Annotated in this window: 17 protein-coding genes and 1 tRNA gene; 11 read left to right on the top strand and 7 right to left on the bottom strand. The window is 71.1% G+C overall.

All coding sequences use genetic code 11. From position 1 onward, the window contains the following. The first annotated feature begins 248 nt into the window (after nt 1-248). Nucleotides 249-476 carry a transcriptional regulator gene (locus ABEA67_RS01765; protein ID WP_345459958.1) on the top strand — a complete coding sequence of 76 codons (228 nt, stop codon included), beginning with the start codon at nt 249-251 and terminating at the stop codon, nt 474-476. Nucleotides 477-578: 102 nt separating this feature from the next. Here the strand turns inward: ABEA67_RS01765 and ABEA67_RS01760 are convergent, their stop codons facing one another. Then, nucleotides 579-1,517 (bottom strand): LysM peptidoglycan-binding domain-containing protein, encoded by a 939-nt coding sequence (locus ABEA67_RS01760; protein WP_345459955.1) that lies wholly within the window; start codon nt 1,515-1,517, stop codon nt 579-581. A 232-nt stretch (nt 1,518-1,749) separates the two neighbouring features. On the opposite strand from ABEA67_RS01760, the gene ABEA67_RS01755 reads away from it, so the two are divergent. After that, complete coding sequence (locus ABEA67_RS01755) at nt 1,750-3,045, top strand: MFS transporter (protein WP_345459952.1); 1,296 nt, start codon at nt 1,750-1,752, stop codon at nt 3,043-3,045. 74 nt (nt 3,046-3,119) lie between these two features. After that, a complete protein-coding gene (locus ABEA67_RS01750; protein WP_345459949.1) occupies nt 3,120-3,269 on the top strand; it encodes a hypothetical protein in 150 nt (49 codons plus the stop codon). 46 nt (nt 3,270-3,315) lie between these two features. On the opposite strand, the gene ABEA67_RS01745 is transcribed toward ABEA67_RS01750, so the two are convergent. From ABEA67_RS01745 to ABEA67_RS01735, 3 genes are all read right to left on the bottom strand, one after another. Further along, nucleotides 3,316-5,058: an SLC13 family permease gene (locus tag ABEA67_RS01745; protein ID WP_345459947.1), complete on the bottom strand. Its 1,743-nt coding sequence runs from the start codon at nt 5,056-5,058 to the stop codon at nt 3,316-3,318. 252 nt (nt 5,059-5,310) lie between these two features. Continuing rightward, a complete protein-coding gene (locus ABEA67_RS01740) occupies nt 5,311-6,399 on the bottom strand; it encodes a [LysW]-lysine hydrolase (protein WP_345459944.1) in 1,089 nt (362 codons plus the stop codon). Continuing rightward, nucleotides 6,383-7,438 carry a hypothetical protein gene (locus tag ABEA67_RS01735; protein WP_345459941.1) on the bottom strand — a complete coding sequence of 352 codons (1,056 nt, stop codon included), beginning with the start codon at nt 7,436-7,438 and terminating at the stop codon, nt 6,383-6,385. The genes ABEA67_RS01740 and ABEA67_RS01735 overlap by 17 nt, the downstream gene beginning before the upstream one ends. Before the next feature lie 145 nt (nt 7,439-7,583). On the opposite strand from ABEA67_RS01735, the gene ABEA67_RS01730 reads away from it, so the two are divergent. Continuing rightward, on the top strand, nt 7,584-7,850 hold the full coding sequence (locus ABEA67_RS01730; protein ID WP_345459938.1) for a hypothetical protein: 267 nt from the start codon (nt 7,584-7,586) through the stop codon (nt 7,848-7,850). Nucleotides 7,851-7,994: 144 nt separating this feature from the next. Continuing rightward, complete coding sequence (locus ABEA67_RS01725; protein WP_345459935.1) at nt 7,995-8,693, top strand: c-type cytochrome; 699 nt, start codon at nt 7,995-7,997, stop codon at nt 8,691-8,693. 24 nt (nt 8,694-8,717) lie between these two features. Here the strand turns inward: ABEA67_RS01725 and ABEA67_RS01720 are convergent, their stop codons facing one another. After that, on the bottom strand, nt 8,718-9,044 hold the full coding sequence (locus ABEA67_RS01720) for an HNH endonuclease (RefSeq protein WP_345459932.1): 327 nt from the start codon (nt 9,042-9,044) through the stop codon (nt 8,718-8,720). 147 nt (nt 9,045-9,191) lie between these two features. Continuing rightward, on the bottom strand, nt 9,192-10,151 hold the full coding sequence (locus ABEA67_RS01715; RefSeq protein WP_345459929.1) for a DUF1517 domain-containing protein: 960 nt from the start codon (nt 10,149-10,151) through the stop codon (nt 9,192-9,194). Nucleotides 10,152-10,323: 172 nt separating this feature from the next. On the opposite strand from ABEA67_RS01715, the gene ABEA67_RS01710 reads away from it, so the two are divergent. The 5 genes from ABEA67_RS01710 (at nt 10,324) to ABEA67_RS01690 (ending at nt 14,575) form a co-directional block, all read left to right on the top strand. Then, complete coding sequence (locus ABEA67_RS01710) at nt 10,324-10,764, top strand: DUF1801 domain-containing protein (protein WP_345459926.1); 441 nt, start codon at nt 10,324-10,326, stop codon at nt 10,762-10,764. A 60-nt stretch (nt 10,765-10,824) separates the two neighbouring features. Next, nucleotides 10,825-11,205 carry a hypothetical protein gene (locus tag ABEA67_RS01705; protein WP_345459923.1) on the top strand — a complete coding sequence of 127 codons (381 nt, stop codon included), beginning with the start codon at nt 10,825-10,827 and terminating at the stop codon, nt 11,203-11,205. A gap of 56 nt (nt 11,206-11,261) precedes the next feature. Then, the gene (locus tag ABEA67_RS01700; RefSeq protein WP_345459920.1) at nt 11,262-11,951 is read left to right on the top strand and encodes a YtxH domain-containing protein; all 690 of its coding nucleotides are present in this window, start codon (nt 11,262-11,264) and stop codon (nt 11,949-11,951) included. Between the two features lie 93 nt (nt 11,952-12,044). After that, nucleotides 12,045-12,362, top strand: a complete 318-nt coding sequence (clpS, locus tag ABEA67_RS01695) for an ATP-dependent Clp protease adapter ClpS (RefSeq protein ID WP_345459917.1) — start codon at nt 12,045-12,047, stop codon at nt 12,360-12,362. Next, the gene (locus ABEA67_RS01690; protein WP_345459914.1) at nt 12,359-14,575 is read left to right on the top strand and encodes an AAA family ATPase; all 2,217 of its coding nucleotides are present in this window, start codon (nt 12,359-12,361) and stop codon (nt 14,573-14,575) included. Before clpS ends, ABEA67_RS01690 begins: the two co-directional genes overlap by 4 nt. Before the next feature lie 169 nt (nt 14,576-14,744). Here the strand turns inward: ABEA67_RS01690 and ABEA67_RS01685 are convergent. Further along, nucleotides 14,745-14,819, bottom strand: a tRNA-Ala gene (locus ABEA67_RS01685). Nucleotides 14,820-14,913: 94 nt separating this feature from the next. Between ABEA67_RS01685 and ABEA67_RS01680 the strand changes: the two genes are divergently transcribed. Next, nucleotides 14,914-16,197, top strand: coding sequence for a CCA tRNA nucleotidyltransferase (locus ABEA67_RS01680; RefSeq protein WP_345459911.1), 1,284 nt, complete (start codon nt 14,914-14,916; stop codon nt 16,195-16,197). Nucleotides 16,198-16,393: the final 196 nt, after the last annotated feature.

Raw genomic sequence — 16,393 nt, 5'->3', positions numbered from 1 at the left:
CTGTGGCTGAGTGCATGTTACACATGATGCTCACCCTGCGTCTAGGCTGTTTGGGACCGTAGCAGTACGGGGTGAAGATGCTGCACGTGCCGCCCCAGGCGGACAGCACTCAGGCGGGAGCGATGCGGCTGATGTTGAGGGGACTCCCGGTGCGTGCTACGCTGCCCCGCAAGTCAGCGCGTCACCACAGACGGTGGGCGCACCCCGCCGGAAGCAACAGGGCCGGGAGCAGCAGGAGAGGGAGAGGGATGCCCAAGAAGGAACGTAAACGCCTCCAGGTCGTCATCAGCGAGGAACAGGACGCCTTGCTCACGCGCACCGCCTACGAACTCTCCAGCCCCGAGCGCCTGATCAGCAAGAGCGAGGTCGTGCGCCTCGCCATCGAGAAGATCGCCCGCGAGCTGGGCGACGGCGAACACCTCGACGAGTACCGCCTGCTGCTGGACCACGACGAAGTGGCCGACGATCAGGCCTGAGAGAACACTGCACCGCAATAGAGAGCGCCGCCAGGCTGAACCTGGCGGCGTCCGCGTTTCTGTTGTGGCCCAGGAATGGCTCCCCAGGACGGGGCAGGCAGGCTAGCGGGCCGAACCGTAGACGGGACCACCGGGCGGCAGCACCCGGCGCGCGCTGAGGAGTCGCGGCGACCAGTAGGTGTCGCTGAGCAGGCGGTCGACCGCGACCTGACCCTTGTAGGAGTTGGCATTCACGAACTGGTCGTCGCCCAGGTAGATGCCCACGTGGGTCACCTCGCCGCGCCCGGTGGTGTCGAAAAACACCAGGTCGCCGGGTTGCAGGTCCGCGAAGGCGACCGGCACGCCGACCTGCGCCTGATCGGCACTGCGGCGCGGAAGCTGCACCCCCAGCGGCGAGAAGACTTGCAGGACGAGGCCGCTGCAATCCAGGCCGCTGGAGCTGGTGCCGCCATACACGTAGGGCACCCCCAGCAGCGCGAGGGCCGTGCCGCGCCAGTCCCCGGGCTGCCCGCGGGTAATGGTCGTCACCGACGCCGCCACGGGCACGCCGACGGTGACCGGCGCGGCAGCCTGCACCGGAGCGGTGGCCTGTGCCACCACCGGACGCGCCGCGCCGCCCGGCATCCGCAACACCTGGCCGACTTCCAGAATGGTGTCGCGCGGCAGGGTATTGGCCGCGAGCAGGCCGTCCACCGTCACGCCGAAGCGGCGGGACAGCGAGTACAGCGTGTCGCCCTTCTGCACCGTGTAGGTCGCTAGGTCGCGCACCCGCAGCACCTGGCCGACCCGCAGGTCGGGCGTCGAGAGGCTGTTCAGGGCCAGCAGCGCCTCGACACTCAGGCCGTGAGCGCGGGCCAGGCTGTAGGCCGTATCCCCCGGCTGGACCGTCACCGTCAGCCCGGCGTCCCCGGCCTGAACAGACGAGGACCCGGTCAGCGGAGTGCTTCCCGGGTCGAAGGTATTGGCAGCCTGAGCATGAGACACGGCCCCGGAGAGGGACAGGAGGGCCAGCAGCAGTGCGGTGCGGGTGAACACAGGCATGTGGGGACTCACAGGGCGCGAAGACACACAGGCGGAACAACCAGGGCAGGACACCCCGGAAAGCTCAACATGAGAGCAGCTCAAGGAAAACTAAAGTATGGGAACCGTAACATGCAAAGGTCACATTTGCCAAGCCCCCTTCCCAGCCCCGGCGGCAGGCACAGGGGGACAGGCGTGTTCTGCGGCTGGGGACAGCCCTTTTTCCCCCGGTTGCCAGGCCTATCCTGGGGGGGTGCTTGCGCGTGCCTCCGCGTGGCGCACGCGGACCTTCAGTGCGCTGCGCCACCCCTCCTACCGCCGTTACTGGTTCTCTCAACTGCTGTCGCTGGTCGGGTCGTGGATGCAGACGACCGCGCAGCAGTACCTCGTGCTGGAACTCTCCGGCGGCAGCAGCGCGGCCCTGGGCTACGTCACGGTCACGCAGTTTCTGCCCAGCCTGCTGCTGTCGCTGTTCGCCGGGGCCGTGGTCGACCGGGTCCCCCGGCGCAGGGTGCTGCTCGCCACCCAGGCCACGCTGATGCTGACCGCCACGGTCCTGGCCGTGACCACGCACCTGGGCATCGTGACGCTGCCGCTGGTGATGGTGCTGGCCTTTGTCAGCGGCACGGCGAACGCCTTCGACATGCCCGCCCGGCAGAGCATGGTCGTGGACTTCGTGCCGCGCAGCGACGTGCCCAACGCGGTCGCGCTCAACAGCCTGTCCTTTAACGTCTCGCGCACCATCGGCCAGGCGCTGTTCGGGGTGGTGGCGGCGCTGGGCGTGTCGCTGCTGGCGGGGGGCAACGCGGACAACCTGGCCCGGCTGGCCCTGCCCTTCTACCTGAACGTGGCGTCGTTTTTCGTGGTGCTGTTCGTGATCGCCACGCTGCCCTTCCCGGTGCGCGAACACGCCGCGCGCGGCAGCGTGCTGGAGGACATCCGCGAGGGCCTGGGCTACGTACGCCGGACCCCCGCTCTGCGGAACGTGATGCTGCTGGTGGGTGCCCTGAGCCTGACCATTATCAACTTCAACATCATCATTCCGTACTACGCCCGCGTCGTGTTCGGGGCGCGGGAGGCGGCCTTCGGGGTCCTCTCGGCGGCCTTTGGGGTGGGCGCGATGGCGGGGGCACTGTGGCAGGCCAGCAAGCCCAACCCGCTGCGGAACCTGCGGCTGGGCGGCGTGCTGCTGGTCGCCAGCACGGTCCTGCTCGCCTTTGCGCCGGGGCCGCTGCTGGGCACGCCCATCCTGGCAGTCTGCGGCTTCGGGATGCTCTCGCTGCTGGTCAGCGCCAACAGCACGGTGCAGCTCACCATTCCCGACCACCTGCGCGGGCGGGTGATGAGCCTGTATTCCTTCGTGCTGATCGGGATGGGGCCGCCCGGAGCCTTGATCGCCAGCAACCTGATCAGCAAGGAGGGACCGCTGGGACCGCGCTGGGGCCTGGTGGCCCTGGCCCTGCTCGGCGGGCTGGCCCTGCTGCTGCTGTGGTCGCGCCTGCCACGCCAGATCACGCCGCCCGCGGCCCAGAGCGTTCCCGCCGACTGACCCCCACCCGCCGCTGCCCCTTTCTCAAAGGCCCGTGAGGGCGGGGCAGCGGCGGCGGCTGTTATGCTGCGCGCATGAGTTCGGACCGCAACCATGTGCTGATGACGTGGGCGTTTGTCCTCCTGGCGCTCGGCGCACTGGTCGGCATCGGCACGACCGCCGCCCTGCTCGCCCGCAAGGACCGCCCCCTGCCCGACGACCCGGACGCGCCGCTGTTTATCTAGCCGCCAGCTTCCAGCCGCCAGCCCCTCAAGCTGGCCGCTGGCTGCCCTAGAACGGCCAGACGCGCGGAATCACCAGCAGCGCCACCACGAACGTCACCAGGGTCAGACCCGCCCCCACCCGCACGAAGTCAAGGAAGCGGTAGCGGCCCGGGCCGTAGACCAGCATGCAGGACGGTTCCAGCGGCGTGATGAAGGAGTTGCTGGCGGCGATGGTAATCCCCACGACAAAGGGACGGGGGTCGTAGCCCAGGGCCTTCGCCGTGCCGATGGCGAGGGGCAGCATCACCAGGGCGGCGGCCTGGTTGCTCATGGGCTGGGTGAGGGCGACCGTCACCGCGAAGAGGGCGGCTAGCAGGCCGTAGGGGCCGAGCGGCTCCAGCACGCCCGAGAGGGCACCCGTCAGCACCCGCGCCGCCCCGGTATCCTCGAAGGCGGTGCCGAAGGCCAGCATGCAGGCCACCAGCACGATCACCGGCCACTCGACCGCGCGGTAGGCCTCCTCGGGGGACACCAGACGCAGCGCCAGCGCCAGGGCCGTGGCAATCACGACGGCCACGCTGAGGGGCAGCAGGCCCAGGCCGCCGGCCACCACTGCGCCGCCGAACAGCAGCAGGGCCAGCGGAGCCTTGCGCAGGTCGCGCTGCTCCTCGGTGAGGTCGCCCAGCACGGTCAGGTAGTCGCCCAGGGCCGCCACCCGGTCGGCGCTGCCCTGAACCAGCAGTACGTCCCCCACCTGCACACGGAGGCCGCCCAGGCGCTCGACGGTGCGGGCGCGGCGGTGCAGGGCCAGGACCGACACGCCGTAGCGCTCGCGGAACCGTGCCTCGCGCAGGGTGCGCCCGGTGAGGGGGCTGCCGGGCATCACCACGGCCTCGACCAGCCGCACCGGGGCCGTGCCCTCGTCCTGGAGCTTCTGCTCGCTCTTGCTGAAGACGCCCAGGGTACTCTTGCCGGTCAGGATGCGCTCGGAGGGGCCTTCCACCGCGAGCGTGTCCCCCTCCTGCACCCGGAAGTCGGGGCCGGGCGCATACACGGTGTCCTGGCCGCGCCGCACGGCGACGACGGTCAGGCCGTGGTCGCGGCCCAGGCCCGTCTCGCGCAGGGTCTGCCCGGCCAGCGGACTGCCGGGGGCGACCGTCAGGTCCGCGAGGTAGGCCCGCAGGGATTCCTCCAGGGCGGCCTCCTGCGCGGGCAGCAGCCGGGGCGCGACGAAAAAGAGGTACAGCAGGCCCACCAGTGCGACCGGCAGGCCGACCCAGGCCAGCTCGAAAAAGCCCAGCGGCTTCAGGCCCATGCCCGGCAGCGCCCCCGAGACGACCAGGTTGGTGGTGGTGCCAATCAGGGTCACGGTCCCGCCCAGGATGCTGGCAAAGGCGAGCGGCATCAGCACGCGGCTGGGGGCGATGCCCGCCCGGCGGGCCAGGCCGGTCACGACCGGAAGAAAGACGGCGGTCGTGGCCGTGTTGCTGGTAAAGGCACTCACGCCCGCCACCGCGCTCAGCATCCCGCGGATCACGCCGCCCGCGTTCCGGGCGCGGCGGGCCAGAGTCGTGCCGATCCACTCGATCACGCCCGCCCGCAGCAGCACCCGCGTCAGGATGAACAGGCCCGCGAGCGTCAGCACGGTGTCGCTCCCGAAGCCCGCAAAGGCCTCCTTGGGCTTCAGCAGCCCCAGGGCCAGCAGCGCGCCCAGCAGGAGCAGCGCGGTCACGTCCACCGGCAGCCACTCGGTGGCGAACAGCACCAGGGCGGCGACGAACAGGATCAGCAGGATGGTGACGGGGTCCATGAATCTCCGCGGGGATGCGTCCCCGATAGCAGGATGAGAACTGAAGGTCCAGGAAACTCGAACAGGGGCACAGCGGCCTGCCCTGAGCGGCCCTCACGTTACCTGCCGCCCCACCTGCCCGGCACCTGGGGCACCCTTAGGGCAGGGTTCAGAAAGGTTCGGCAACCTTTCTGAGCCGAAAACCGGGATGCGGGCGGTGCGCAGCGAAGTGGCCGCCTGCCTGGAGCGGCCCCCCCTCCACTGCGCGCCGCCCTAAGGCTGTTCGCCCGTCCCCGTCGCCAGGCGCGTGAGGGCTGCCGTCAGCACGGCCACGGCCCGGTCGTACTCGGAGAGCAGGAGGTGTTCGCCGGGCGTGTGGTCCAGGGCGCTGTCGCCGGGGCCGTAGGCGACGGTGGGGACCGGCCACTGCGGTGCGACCACGTTCATGTCGCTGGTGCCGGTCTTGACCTTGAACACGGGGGTGCCGCCCTGCTCGCGGATGGCGACCCGCAGCGCACGGGTCAGCGCGTTGTCGCGGGGATGGCGCACGGCGGTCTCGTGCCCGGTGAAGGTCAGGGTGAGGGGCAGGTCACGCAGCAGCTCCCGCAGGTTCTCCTCGGCGGCGGCGGGAGACAGGCGGGGCGGGAGGCGCAGGCCGACGCTGCCCTCCGCAATCTGGGCCAGGCCGTCGGTGCGGGAGGCGAGGCTCTGGAGGGTGGCCTGAACGCGGTCGAAGATGCCCTCCCCGGCGGCGGGGGCTGCCCAGGCGCGCACCCGGAACCAGGCCTCGGCCAGATCGTCGGCGGCGCTGGTGCCCTCGCCCGCCGTGTGGAAGTTGTCCTTTTCCACCCGCAGGTGGGCCACCAGGCGGCCCTTGTACCCCAGCGTCAGGCCCGCCCAGCCGCTCGGCTCGCCAATCAGGACCAGGTCGGGGCGGTACTGCCCCAGGGCGTGCCGTGCGCCGCGGCTGCTGGGCACCTCCTCCTCGGTCGCGCCGACACAGATGAAGCGTGCGCCCCGCAGTGCCATCTGCGGCAGGGCCGCCACCGCCGCCACGAACGCGCAGAAGCTGCCCTTGGCATCCACGCTGCCGCGCCCGTACAGCACGCCTTCCTCCACCCGCACCGGGATGTCGCCGGGCACCGTGTCGATGTGCCCCAGCAGCACGACGGTCAGCGGCCCCGAGCCGCGCTCGCCCACCGCGTTTCCGGCCCCGTCGATATGGGCCGCGAAGCCATGAGCGCTCATCCAGTCCGTCAGGAAGGCCGCCACCCGCGCTTCCTGGCCGGAGACGGAAGGCAGGCCCACCGCACCGACAACCAGATCGCGGGCGGCCGTGGTCGGCTCAGGCCCCGGCGTCATCCGTGCCGTTCCCCTGCGTCCGGTCTGCGGGGGATGTACCACGGCCCCCCTCCGCCACCGCCCGCGCCAGCGACACGAGCAGCCGGGTCACATCCGCAAAGGCCAGCAGCGCGATGCAGCCCACGCCCCCGGCGATCAGCGTCCACATCCCGCCCAGGCGCGCGCCGTCGAGGTACTGGAAGACGGCCAGCCCGACCGCCGCGAGGCCCAGCACCACCGCCAGCAGTTGCAGGCGGCCCACCAGCCCGCCCACCGCGTTCGCCCGCGTCGCCAGCGCGGGTAGCAGGCTCTCGGCCCCGGCAGCGGCCGCGCGGACCGCCGGCTTGGAAGGCACGGGCGTGGGGGCTGGGGTGGCGACCGCCGGAGTCTGTGTGGCTGGAGTCTGGGTAGCCGGAGTCTGGGCGGCCGGCGGTGCCGTGACCGGGGCAGGGGCTGGCTGCCCGCGCACCTCCTGCACCGTGCCCGGTCTGGGCGTGGCTGCGGTCTTGTCCTGGACAGGGCTGGGAGTCGGGGTGACCGGCCGCTCCTCCCGCTTCACCGGCTCCTTCCTGTCCTCGCTGACGGTGCCGGGCACCGCGCCCAAGACCACGGTGGAGGCGGCGGGCGTGGGGGCAGGCGGCGTGGGCGTGGCGGTACCGGAGGAAACCGCCGGGGCGGGAGCACTCTGGGGGCTGGATTTGGGCACGCTGCCGAAGGTCTTGTGGCCTCCGGGGGTGGGGAGCGGCGCGGCGGGCAGGTTCTTGGCGCGGGCGGTCGCGTCACGCACCTGGGCGAAAAAGGCCTGGACCTGGGCCGGGTCGTAGCCCAGCAGGCTGGCCGTGAGGGCGGTCCCGGCGGGCGTTTCCACCCGCAGCAGGCCATTCTGATCGCTGTGGATGCGGGTCAGGTCGCGCAGGGTCACGCGGCGGGTGCCGTTCTGATCCTGGTACACCAGCAGGTCTTCCAGCAGGGCAAAAAAGGCCTCCCCCTGCTCCAGAACGGCGACGGGCGTCGTTCCGATTCCCAGACCCCTCAGGGCCGTCTGCACGCGGTCATTCATGGCTCTCTCCTCACCTTGAGGGGCAGGATAGCGGGTCTGTCGCCGCGCCTGCGCTCCGTCCCCCGTGGTGGGGGCGGGGAACGGGAATGAAGGCCCGCGCAAACTGCACCTCACCCGCCCGGCCCGCTGCAGGTCAGACTGGGGCATGACAGGTTCAGACAACCGCTACGGCGACGCGCCCCTGGGCAAGAGCGTCGAGGAAATCCAGCAGGAAAGCGGCAACCGGGTGAACTCGCCCGTGGAGGGCGAACAGATCCGCGACCAGGACGCCGCCGCCCTGCCCGCCATCGTGAACGGCAACGGCAGCAGCATCCCCGCCGTCGTGAATCCGGGCGGCCTGATGGAGGGGGGCAGCGGTGCCAACGACGGCACGCAGCAACCCAGCCGCGACAGCAGCGAGGGCACGGTCTAGCACCACCTTCCAGGCGGGCAGCACGAGGGGGCAACGTGGCGCGGGCCACCGCTTGCCCCCTCTGTTCTGGCCCAGGGCCGGGGGTGAAAAGGTGTACGCTGGAACAAACCTGTTCATCAGCCCTCACCGTCCTGGGAGGTTTTCATGAAGCGCACCGTTGCCCGTCTGCTGTGGCTCGCCGCTCCTCTCGCGCTCGCCGCGCCTGTGCTGGCCGCCGTCACGCAGGCCAGACCTCCTGCCGGTGCGCCTCCCGGCGGCAATCCGCTGGAGCTGAAGTACAGCACGCCCAATGCGGCGCACGGGGCGCAGCTCTCGGCCAGCGTGTGCCAGAAGTGCCACGGCCCGGCAGGCGTCAGCACCGATGCCGGCTATCCCCGCCTGGCGGGGCAGGTGCCCGACTATACCCGCTTCCAGCTCGCCGCCTTCCGGGCCAAGCTGCGTCCCAGCCCGGTGATGCAGGCTGTGGCGAGCCACCTGAGCGATCAGGACATCGCGGACCTGGCCGCCTACTTCTCGGCGCAGGCGGTCGGCCCGGCCTGGAAGACCCAGGACGCCGCCCTGCGCGCGCGGGGCGAGGCGCTGTTCCTGCGGGGCGACCCGGCGCGCAACGCCATCGCCTGCGCCGTCTGCCACGGGCAGAGTGGCCGTGGCGTGGATCACCTGGGTGTGGCGAGCGTCACCAACCAGGCACCCAAGTACGCGCTGGACGTGCTGCACGAGTTCAAGAACGCGCCGGGCTTCGGGGGCATTCCCCAGCCCGAGGCCATGCGGATAGTGCTGCGGCCCCTGGGCGAGGACGACCTGAGGGCACTGGCCGCCTACATCAGCAGCATGACGCCGTAGGCCAGCAGGCCGCGTGAGGCCGCTTCAGCGCACCCGGACGCCCTTGCTGGCAGGCTGGGTGCGCAACCAGGCCACGAAGCGGCGCACGGCGTCATGGGCGAGCAGGGCGTCCACCGTGTGGTACTCGCCCGCCAGTTCCGCGTTGCTGAAGGTGCGGTGCAGGAACTTGTGACAGGCCGGGCACAGCAGCACGGTGGGCAGTTCCTGCACCTTCACCCCCTGCCGCCGCCCCTGCGAGCGGGGCACCAGATGATGCTCGGTCAGCACCGGCGTCTCGCGTTCGCACAGGGCGCACACCTCGGGTTCGCGGGGCGGAGGCGGCCAGTTGGATTCGGGGCGGCGGCGGGCCATCGGGAAGATGATGGCGTGTGGCAGGCAGGGAAACCGGGTGGGGGATTACGGGACGGGTAAGTGGTCAGTGGGAAGTGGGGAGTGGAAAAGGAAAGCGGAGGCAAAAGCCTGCGCCTTCGCCCCCACTCACCACGAACCACTTCCCACTTACAGCTTCGTCAACTTGGGGTACTTCCGGATCGCCTCGTCCTCGCTGAGGAACTCGCCGGGGGCGTCGGGACTCCAGACCACCTCGGCGCGGATGAGGTCGCCGGGGGTCACGCTGCTGATGGCGCTGAGGGCGGCGCGGGCCTCCTGCGCGGTGGTCACGCCCGCCGGGGGCAGGTTGCCCAGGGCGTGGGCGGCGACCGCAATCGTGACGGCCAGGTACAGGTCGCCCGCCTCCTGCTGGAAGGTGTAGTCGGTGCGGTGCTCGAAACCGGTGTTCACGTCGCGGTTCTGGTAGTTGCTGGTGGTCTGGTCGGTGAAGGCGGCGCGGGCCTCGGTGGCCCAGGCCCCCACCTGGCTGTCGGCGCTGCTGGCGGCCCCCTGCGCGCGCTCCACGTTGCCGTAGGCCCAGCGCTCGGGGTGGCGCAGCACGACCAGCGCGGCCTCCTGAAGCATCCGGGCCAGCCCCTCGTTGGTGTCGGGGTCGCCCTGTTGCGCCACCCGCTGGAGGTCACGCTTGACCTCGTCGCCCTCGGCCAGCAGAAGCTGAACGCTCACCGCCTGCGCCGTGCCGCTGACGGCCCCCAGCCCGCCCAGACCCCGCGCGCCCCCGCCACCTCCCAGGCTGCGGCGCATGAAGCCCACCACGCTGAAGATCACCAGGCCGAACACCAGCAGGCCAATCAGGCCGAAGCCGCCGCCCCCACCGCCGTAATAACCGCCACCCAGGCCGCCCCCGCCGATGATGATGGGGCCGCTGTACCCCCCACCGGAATAACCGCCGCCCGAGTACCCCCCGCCCCCGGAGCTGCCGCCCGTGCTGCCGCCGAAGCCGCCCCCCGACTGCGCGGCGGCGTGTCCCAGCAGGGCCAGCGCGGCGAGGGCGAGCGCGAGCAGGGCCAGCGCGATAAGGACTCGCCGGAGTGTCGGCGGCGTGAACGGTCGCGTGAAGGTCGGCATGATGCCCCAGTGTATGAGGTGAGGCCGCGCCGGGTTCCCGCGAGGTGAAGGGAGGGCCAAGAGCGGTGGGGGACGAAAGACGGGGCAGGCAGGCCCCCACGCCATGCCTGCCCGGTGGGAAGCCTGGGCCTCCTGTTTGTCCGCTTCCCACCCGGACCTCTAGGATGAGAACGTGGAAACCTCAGGCGCGGACCAGGGCCAGGCGGCCCCGGCACTCATCTCGCAGAGAATCGCCGAACTCGGGGACTGGCGCGGGGAAACCCTGGGCAGAATGCGCCGGCTTATCCAGGAGGCCGTCCCGGACGTCGTCGAGGAGTGGAAGTGGGACACGCCGGTCTGGTCGCGCTGCGGCATCATCTGCACGGGGGAAGCCTACAGGAACGCCGTCAAGCTGACCTTCCCCAGGGGCGCGTCCCTGGAGGACCCGGCGCGTCTCTTCAACGCGAGCCTCGCCGGGAACGCCCGCCGCGCCATCGATCTTTACCAGGGAGAAGAAGTGGACGGGGCCGCCTTCCAGGCGCTCGTCCGCCAGGCGGTCGCCCTCAACGGGGCGGGCAAGACAGGCAAGAACGGGGCGGGCAAGTCGAAGCCACCGAAGAAAGCGAAGTCCTGAGGACCTGTGTTAGCGGCCCCAACCCGCCTCTTCCCGCCACACACGCCCTACACTCCATCCATGACCACAGACCCCACCATCACCCTGACCAGCGACCAGTGGGAGGCGTTTCTAGCGGACCTCTACGAGCGCGACGACCGGCTGGAGCGACGTGAACCGGGCCAGGCGTACCTCCCCGAGGAGGACGTGGACCCCTACGTGCTGAGCGGCCACGCCGAGGCGCTGCGCAGCGCGGAGGTGGAGGGCGACCTCTGGGGCACGCTGGCCGACCTGGAGGAGGAAGCTGGGGATGAGGAGGAGGCATGGGCGAAAATCGTCGCCTTTTACCTCGACCGGGGCTGCGTGCTGCTGCGCGTGGCGGACGCGGACGAACCCGAGGAATGGCTGCTGGAGGAGGGCCTGGCGCGGCGGCTGGGGCTCCTGGGGCCTGCGCGGGGGTGAACCCCGCCTGAACGGGCGCTCATCCGTTTATGAGAGGGCGGGCCTACCCTGACCTCATGTTTGAACGCGAAGAACGTCACTTTCCGCTGAAACGCCTCCTGCTGCTGGGTGCCCTGATCGGCGGCGTCGCCTACTACTTCAGCCGCGAGCAGAACCGCCGCGCGCTGGACCAGAAGCTCTCCGAACTGGGCCTCAAGGACGCCGCCGAGAACGTGGGCGACAGCGTGGCCAAGGGCTGGGAAAAGACCAAGGACGCCGCCACGAGCGCCGGGCACGTCATCGCTGACAAGGCGGGCGAGGTCAAGGACGCCGTGCAGCAGGGCGGCGTGCAAGCAGGTCTGGACAAGGCCAAGGACGTGGCAGGCGAGGCCAAGGTGGCCGTGCAGGGCGCTGCCGCCGAGGCCGGGGACGCCGCGCGCAACGTGGCGAACACCGCCAAGGACCAGGCGCAGGACGTGAAGCCCCGCCTGCAAGACGCCGCCCAGGACGCGAAGCAGAACGCCCAGCAGGCCGTGGATCAGGCGAAGGACAAGGCCCAGCAGACCGCCGCCGACATCAAGGCCGATGCGCGCCAGAACCTGAACCAGGCCCAGAACGCGGCGCAAAACGCGGCTGCCAACGTCCGCGAGGGTGCCCAGAACGTGAAGAACGACGTTCAGAACGCCGCGCAGAATGTCAAGAACGACGCCCAGAACGCGGCCAACAACGCGAAAAACAACGTCAAGGACGCCGAACGCCGCATGTAACCCCGGCGAAGCCTGCCAGAACCTCCCCGCGCGGGAGGTTTTTTCGTGACGCCTGCCCCGCGCGCCGCTCCCCTCCCCCGCTACACTCCGGACATGACGCGCAGGGACCAGGAGGGCCAGACCCAGACGCTGGAACGCACCCAGGTCCAGCGCCCCAGGCTGTACCGGGTGCTGCTCCTGAACGACGACTACACACCGATGGACTTCGTGGTGGAGGTGCTGGAGCGCTACTTCCGCAAGACGGAAACGGAAGCGCAGCTCATCATGCTGGCCGTCCACCACAAGGGGCAGGGCGTGGCGGGGGTGTACACGCGGGACGTGGCCGAAACCAAGGTCGCGCAGGTGACGGCGCATGCCCGCCAGGCCGGGCACCCGCTGCGGCTGGTGGCGGAACCGGAGGCGGACGCATGATCGGCGACCACCTGCAAGTCACAATTGGCCGCGCCGCCGACTACGCCCGCGAGGCCGGGCACGAGTACGTGACCCTGGAACACCTCCTCCTCGCCCTGACGCACGACCCTGAGGCGCGCGAGGCGCTGCTGGCCGTGGGGACGGACGTGGAGAAACTGCGGGGTGATCTGGAGGAACTGCTGGACGACCTGGAGGTGGTGGAGGACGCGCAACCCGACTTCACGCTGGGCGTTCACCGGGTGGTGCAGGGCGCGGTGCTGCAACTCCACGCCAGCGGCAAGGGCCATGAGCAGGCCGACGGCGCGCGCGTGCTGGTCGAGCTGCTGGAGGAGGAGGACTCCCCCGCCCGGGCCGCACTCGAAGCCCAGGGTGTGACCCGGCTGGACGTGCTGGGCTACGTGTCACACGGCGCGGCGAAAGTGGCGGGCCGCGAGCGCGAACGGCACGTAGCCGGGGTGGACGGCGAGCCGGAAGCGGAAGCGGCGGAGCAGAACCCCCTGGACGCCTACGCGACCGACCTCACCGCGCAGGCGAAGGCGGGCGAGTTCGACCCCGTGATCGGGCGCGAGGCCGAACTGGAGCGCATGGTGCATATCCTGGCGCGGCGGGCCAAGAACAACCCCGTGCTGGTGGGCGAGCCGGGCGTGGGCAAGACGGCGCTGGCCGAGGGGCTGGCGCAGCGGGTGGCGGACGGGAAGGCTCCCGGCTTCCTGCGCGGTGCGTCCGTCTACGCCCTCGACCTGGGCGCGCTGCTGGCTGGGACACGCTACCGGGGCGACTTCGAGCAGCGGCTCAAGGCGGTCCTGAGCGCGCTGGACGGTCAGAACGCGGTGCTGTTCATCGACGAGCTGCATACCCTGGTCGGGGCCGGGGCCACCGAGGGCGGCAGCGTGGACGCCGCGAACCTCCTCAAACCGGCGCTGGCCCGTGGTCGGCTGCGCGTGCTGGGCGCGACCACCCCCGCCGAGGTGCGCTACCTGGAGAAAGACCGCGCGCTGTGGCGGCGCTTTCAGACGGTGGAGGTGCCCGAGCCGTCCGAGGAGGACGCCCTGGCGATTCTGCGTGGCCTCGCGCCGGGGTACGCGAGCCACCACGGCGTCACGTACACCGGGGAAGCCCTCTCGGCCGCCGTGCGTCTCTCGGCCCGGCATCTGCGCGACCGTTTCCTGCCCGACAAGGCCATCGACGTGCTCGACGAGGCCGGGGCCGCCCGCTCCTCCGCCGGGAAGGGCGGCGAGATTGGCGAGGCCGACATCGAGGCGACCGTCGCCCGCATGGCCCGCGTGCCGGTGGGCGCGGTGAAGGCCGAGGAGGTGAAGTCCCTCGCCACGCTGGAACAGGACCTGAAGGCGCGCGTGTTCGGGCAGGACGCCGCCGTGGGGGCCGTCGCCAGCGCCGTCAAACTCGCCCGCGCGGGCCTGCGCGACCCGCAAAAGCCCCAGGGGGCCTTCCTGTTCGCGGGGCCGACCGGCGTGGGCAAGACCGAACTGGCCCGCGCCCTGGCCGACCGCCTGGGCGTGCATCTGGCCCGCTTCGACATGAGCGAGTATCAGGAGGCGCATACCGTCGCCCGCCTGATCGGTGCCCCGCCCGGCTATGTGGGCTTCGACCAGGGCGGCCTGCTGACCGACGCGGTGGCGAAGAACCCACACGCCGTCCTGCTGCTCGACGAGATTGAAAAGGCGCACCCCGACGTCTACAACCTCTTCCTGCAACTGATGGACCACGGCACGCTGACCGACCACACCGGCAAGAAGGTGGACGGGCGTGGCCTGCTGCTGGTCTTCACCACCAACGCCGGGGCCGCCGACGCGAGCCGCCCGGCCCTGGGCTTCTCCCGCGAGGGCCGCGCGGGCGAGGAGGCCGAAGCGGTGAAGCGCACCTTCACGCCCGAGTTCCGCAACCGCCTGGACGCGGTGATTCACTTCCGGCCGCTCTCGCGCGAGGTGATGGGAAACGTGGTGGACAAGTTCCTGGCGGGGCTGGCCGCGCAACTGGCCGAGCGCGGCGTCAGCCTCACCGTCACGCCCGCCGCCCGCGCTCTGCTGGCCCGGCTGGGCTACGACCCGCAGATGGGCGCGCGCCCCCTCGCCCGCGTCATCGAGGAGCGGGTCAAGCGCCCCCTGGCCGACGAACTGCTGTTCGGGCGGCTCAAGGACGGCGGGACCGTAACCGTGGATGCGGAGGGGGCAACGTTCACCTTCGGGGGCTGAACCCTCCACACCGCCAAAGCTCAGGCAGGGCGGCACCCCGTAGAGCCAGTGAGGCTAAAGCCGGGGTGCCGGTAGACTCTGCGGCCCTGTGTCCCTTGCAGGCTCGGGACATAGGGCCGGCACAGACAAGACGAACACCCGGCGTTGACCGGGTGTTTTTGTCGTCCGATGGTGGAGGCTAAGAGATTCGAACTCTTGACCCTCCGCTTGCAAAGCGGATGCTCTCCCGCTGAGCTAAGCCCCCCAGCGGCGTCCAAGGTAGCAGAGTGACGCGGCGGAGGCAAGATGTAGGCCAGCCGGCCGAGGCTGGGCAGAGGTCGGGCGGGTAGCATGGCCCCATGTTCCGCCGCCGCCCCCCCCTTCCCCCCTTTCCCGTGGGGGCGCTGCTGGTCGGTGGTGCGGCCCGCGACTGGCTGCGGGGCGTGCCACCGAAGGACTTCGATTGGGCGGTCCCTGACCCGGCACGCGCGGCCCGCGAGCTGGCCGCACAGGTGGGCGGCTCGGCCTTCCCGCTGGACGAGGCGCGGGGGTACTGGCGTGTTCATGCCCCGGCCAGTGTGCAGCATGACTTCGTGCCCCTGCCGGAGGACGTGACAGACGATCTGCTCCGGCGGGATTTCACGGTCAATGCGCTGGCCCTCACGGCGGGCAGGAAAGTGCTGGACCCGGCGGGCGGGCAGGCGGACCTGCGGGCGCGGCGGCTGCGGATGGTGTCGGAGGCGAACCTGCGGGAGGACCCCCTGCGGGCGTGGCGGGCCGTGCGGTTCGAGGTCACGCTGGGGTTCCGGCTGGACGCAGCGACGGAGGCGGCAGTGCGGCAGGTCGCGGCAGGCCGGTTGCCGCTGCCTGCGCCGGAGCGGGTCCGCGATGAGGTGCAGGCGCTCCTCTTGCACGCGGAAGCGGCGCGTGGCATGGCGCGGCTGGAAGACCTCGGCCTGCTGGCCCTGACGTTGCCCGAACTGCGCGAGGGGAGAGGGGTGATGCAGGGTGGCTTTCACCACCTGGACGTCTTCGGGCACGGGCTGGAAGCACTGCACCAGCTCCTGGCCCGCTTTCCCGACGTGGACCTGCCGCTGCGCTGGGCGGCCCTGCTGCACGACGTGGGCAAGCCGCGCACCCGCGACACGCAGACGCGCCTGGACCGCACCACCTTCTACGAACACGAGCGCGTCGGCGCGGAGCTGGCGCGGCAGGCCCTCACCCGGCTGCGTCTGCCCGCAGCAGAGGTGGACCGGGTCGCCGCCCTCGTGCGCGCGCACATGGCCCACCTGCCCCTGAATGAGCGGGAGGCGCGGCGTTTCGTTCACCGCCGCCGCGAACTCCTGCCCGACCTGCTGCGGCTGATGCTGGCCGACCGCGAAGCCGCGCGGGGGCCGCAAAGCACCCCGGCGACCCGGCAGGCCTATGCCCTCGGGCTGGAGCGTGTGCTGGCCGCCCTGGAGGAACAGCCCGCTCCCCCTCCCCCCCTCATGACGGGCCGGGACGTGATGGCGCTGCTGGACGTGCCCCCCGGTCCCGCCGTCGGGGAGGCGCTGCGGGCCGTGGCAGAAGCCCAGGCGCTGGGCGAGGTGCGCAGCCCGGAGGAGGCGCAGGCCTTTTTGCTGGGGCGGCGGGAGGGCTAGGACGGGGGCGCATGTGCTCCTCGCCGCCATAGGAAAGACCTGGTTTCTTGCGCCCGCCCCCTTCCGTTTCACAGCGCGGCGAGGCCGGCACAGGCCTCCTTCACACCCGCCCCCTCCAGACTGCCCCACCCCAACGGCTGGCGGCCGGAAGCTGACCGCTGGCCGCCGAGTCCCTGTCAGTTCCCGGTGAAGCGCT

Origin of the sequence: Deinococcus carri (assembly GCF_039545055.1) — a bacterium.
GTDB lineage: Bacteria > Deinococcota > Deinococci > Deinococcales > Deinococcaceae > Deinococcus > Deinococcus carri.
The sequence above is the reverse complement of the archived record's forward strand: the minus strand, read 5'-3'. Positions and strand labels throughout refer to the sequence as shown.

Excerpts from the sequence above, each read along its gene's own strand:
- ABEA67_RS01745 (WP_345459947.1), bottom strand. The coding sequence starts at position 5,058 with ATGGACCCCGTCACCATCCTGCTGATCCTGTTCGTCGCCGCCCTGGTG.
- ABEA67_RS01705 (WP_345459923.1), top strand. The coding sequence starts at position 10,825 with ATGACCACAGACCCCACCATCACCCTGACCAGCGACCAGTGGGAGGCG.
- ABEA67_RS01735 (WP_345459941.1), bottom strand. The coding sequence starts at position 7,438 with ATGAATGACCGCGTGCAGACGGCCCTGAGGGGTCTGGGAATCGGAACG.
- ABEA67_RS01680 (WP_345459911.1), top strand. The coding sequence starts at position 14,914 with ATGTTCCGCCGCCGCCCCCCCCTTCCCCCCTTTCCCGTGGGGGCGCTG.
- ABEA67_RS01730 (WP_345459938.1), top strand. The coding sequence starts at position 7,584 with ATGACAGGTTCAGACAACCGCTACGGCGACGCGCCCCTGGGCAAGAGC.
- ABEA67_RS01700 (WP_345459920.1), top strand. The coding sequence starts at position 11,262 with ATGTTTGAACGCGAAGAACGTCACTTTCCGCTGAAACGCCTCCTGCTG.
- ABEA67_RS01750 (WP_345459949.1), top strand. The coding sequence starts at position 3,120 with ATGAGTTCGGACCGCAACCATGTGCTGATGACGTGGGCGTTTGTCCTC.
- ABEA67_RS01690 (WP_345459914.1), top strand. The coding sequence starts at position 12,359 with ATGATCGGCGACCACCTGCAAGTCACAATTGGCCGCGCCGCCGACTAC.
- ABEA67_RS01725 (WP_345459935.1), top strand. The coding sequence starts at position 7,995 with ATGAAGCGCACCGTTGCCCGTCTGCTGTGGCTCGCCGCTCCTCTCGCG.
- clpS (WP_345459917.1), top strand. The coding sequence starts at position 12,045 with ATGACGCGCAGGGACCAGGAGGGCCAGACCCAGACGCTGGAACGCACC.
- ABEA67_RS01715 (WP_345459929.1), bottom strand. The coding sequence starts at position 10,151 with ATGCCGACCTTCACGCGACCGTTCACGCCGCCGACACTCCGGCGAGTC.
- ABEA67_RS01740 (WP_345459944.1), bottom strand. The coding sequence starts at position 6,399 with ATGACGCCGGGGCCTGAGCCGACCACGGCCGCCCGCGATCTGGTTGTC.
- ABEA67_RS01765 (WP_345459958.1), top strand. The coding sequence starts at position 249 with ATGCCCAAGAAGGAACGTAAACGCCTCCAGGTCGTCATCAGCGAGGAA.
- ABEA67_RS01760 (WP_345459955.1), bottom strand. The coding sequence starts at position 1,517 with ATGCCTGTGTTCACCCGCACCGCACTGCTGCTGGCCCTCCTGTCCCTC.
- ABEA67_RS01720 (WP_345459932.1), bottom strand. The coding sequence starts at position 9,044 with ATGGCCCGCCGCCGCCCCGAATCCAACTGGCCGCCTCCGCCCCGCGAA.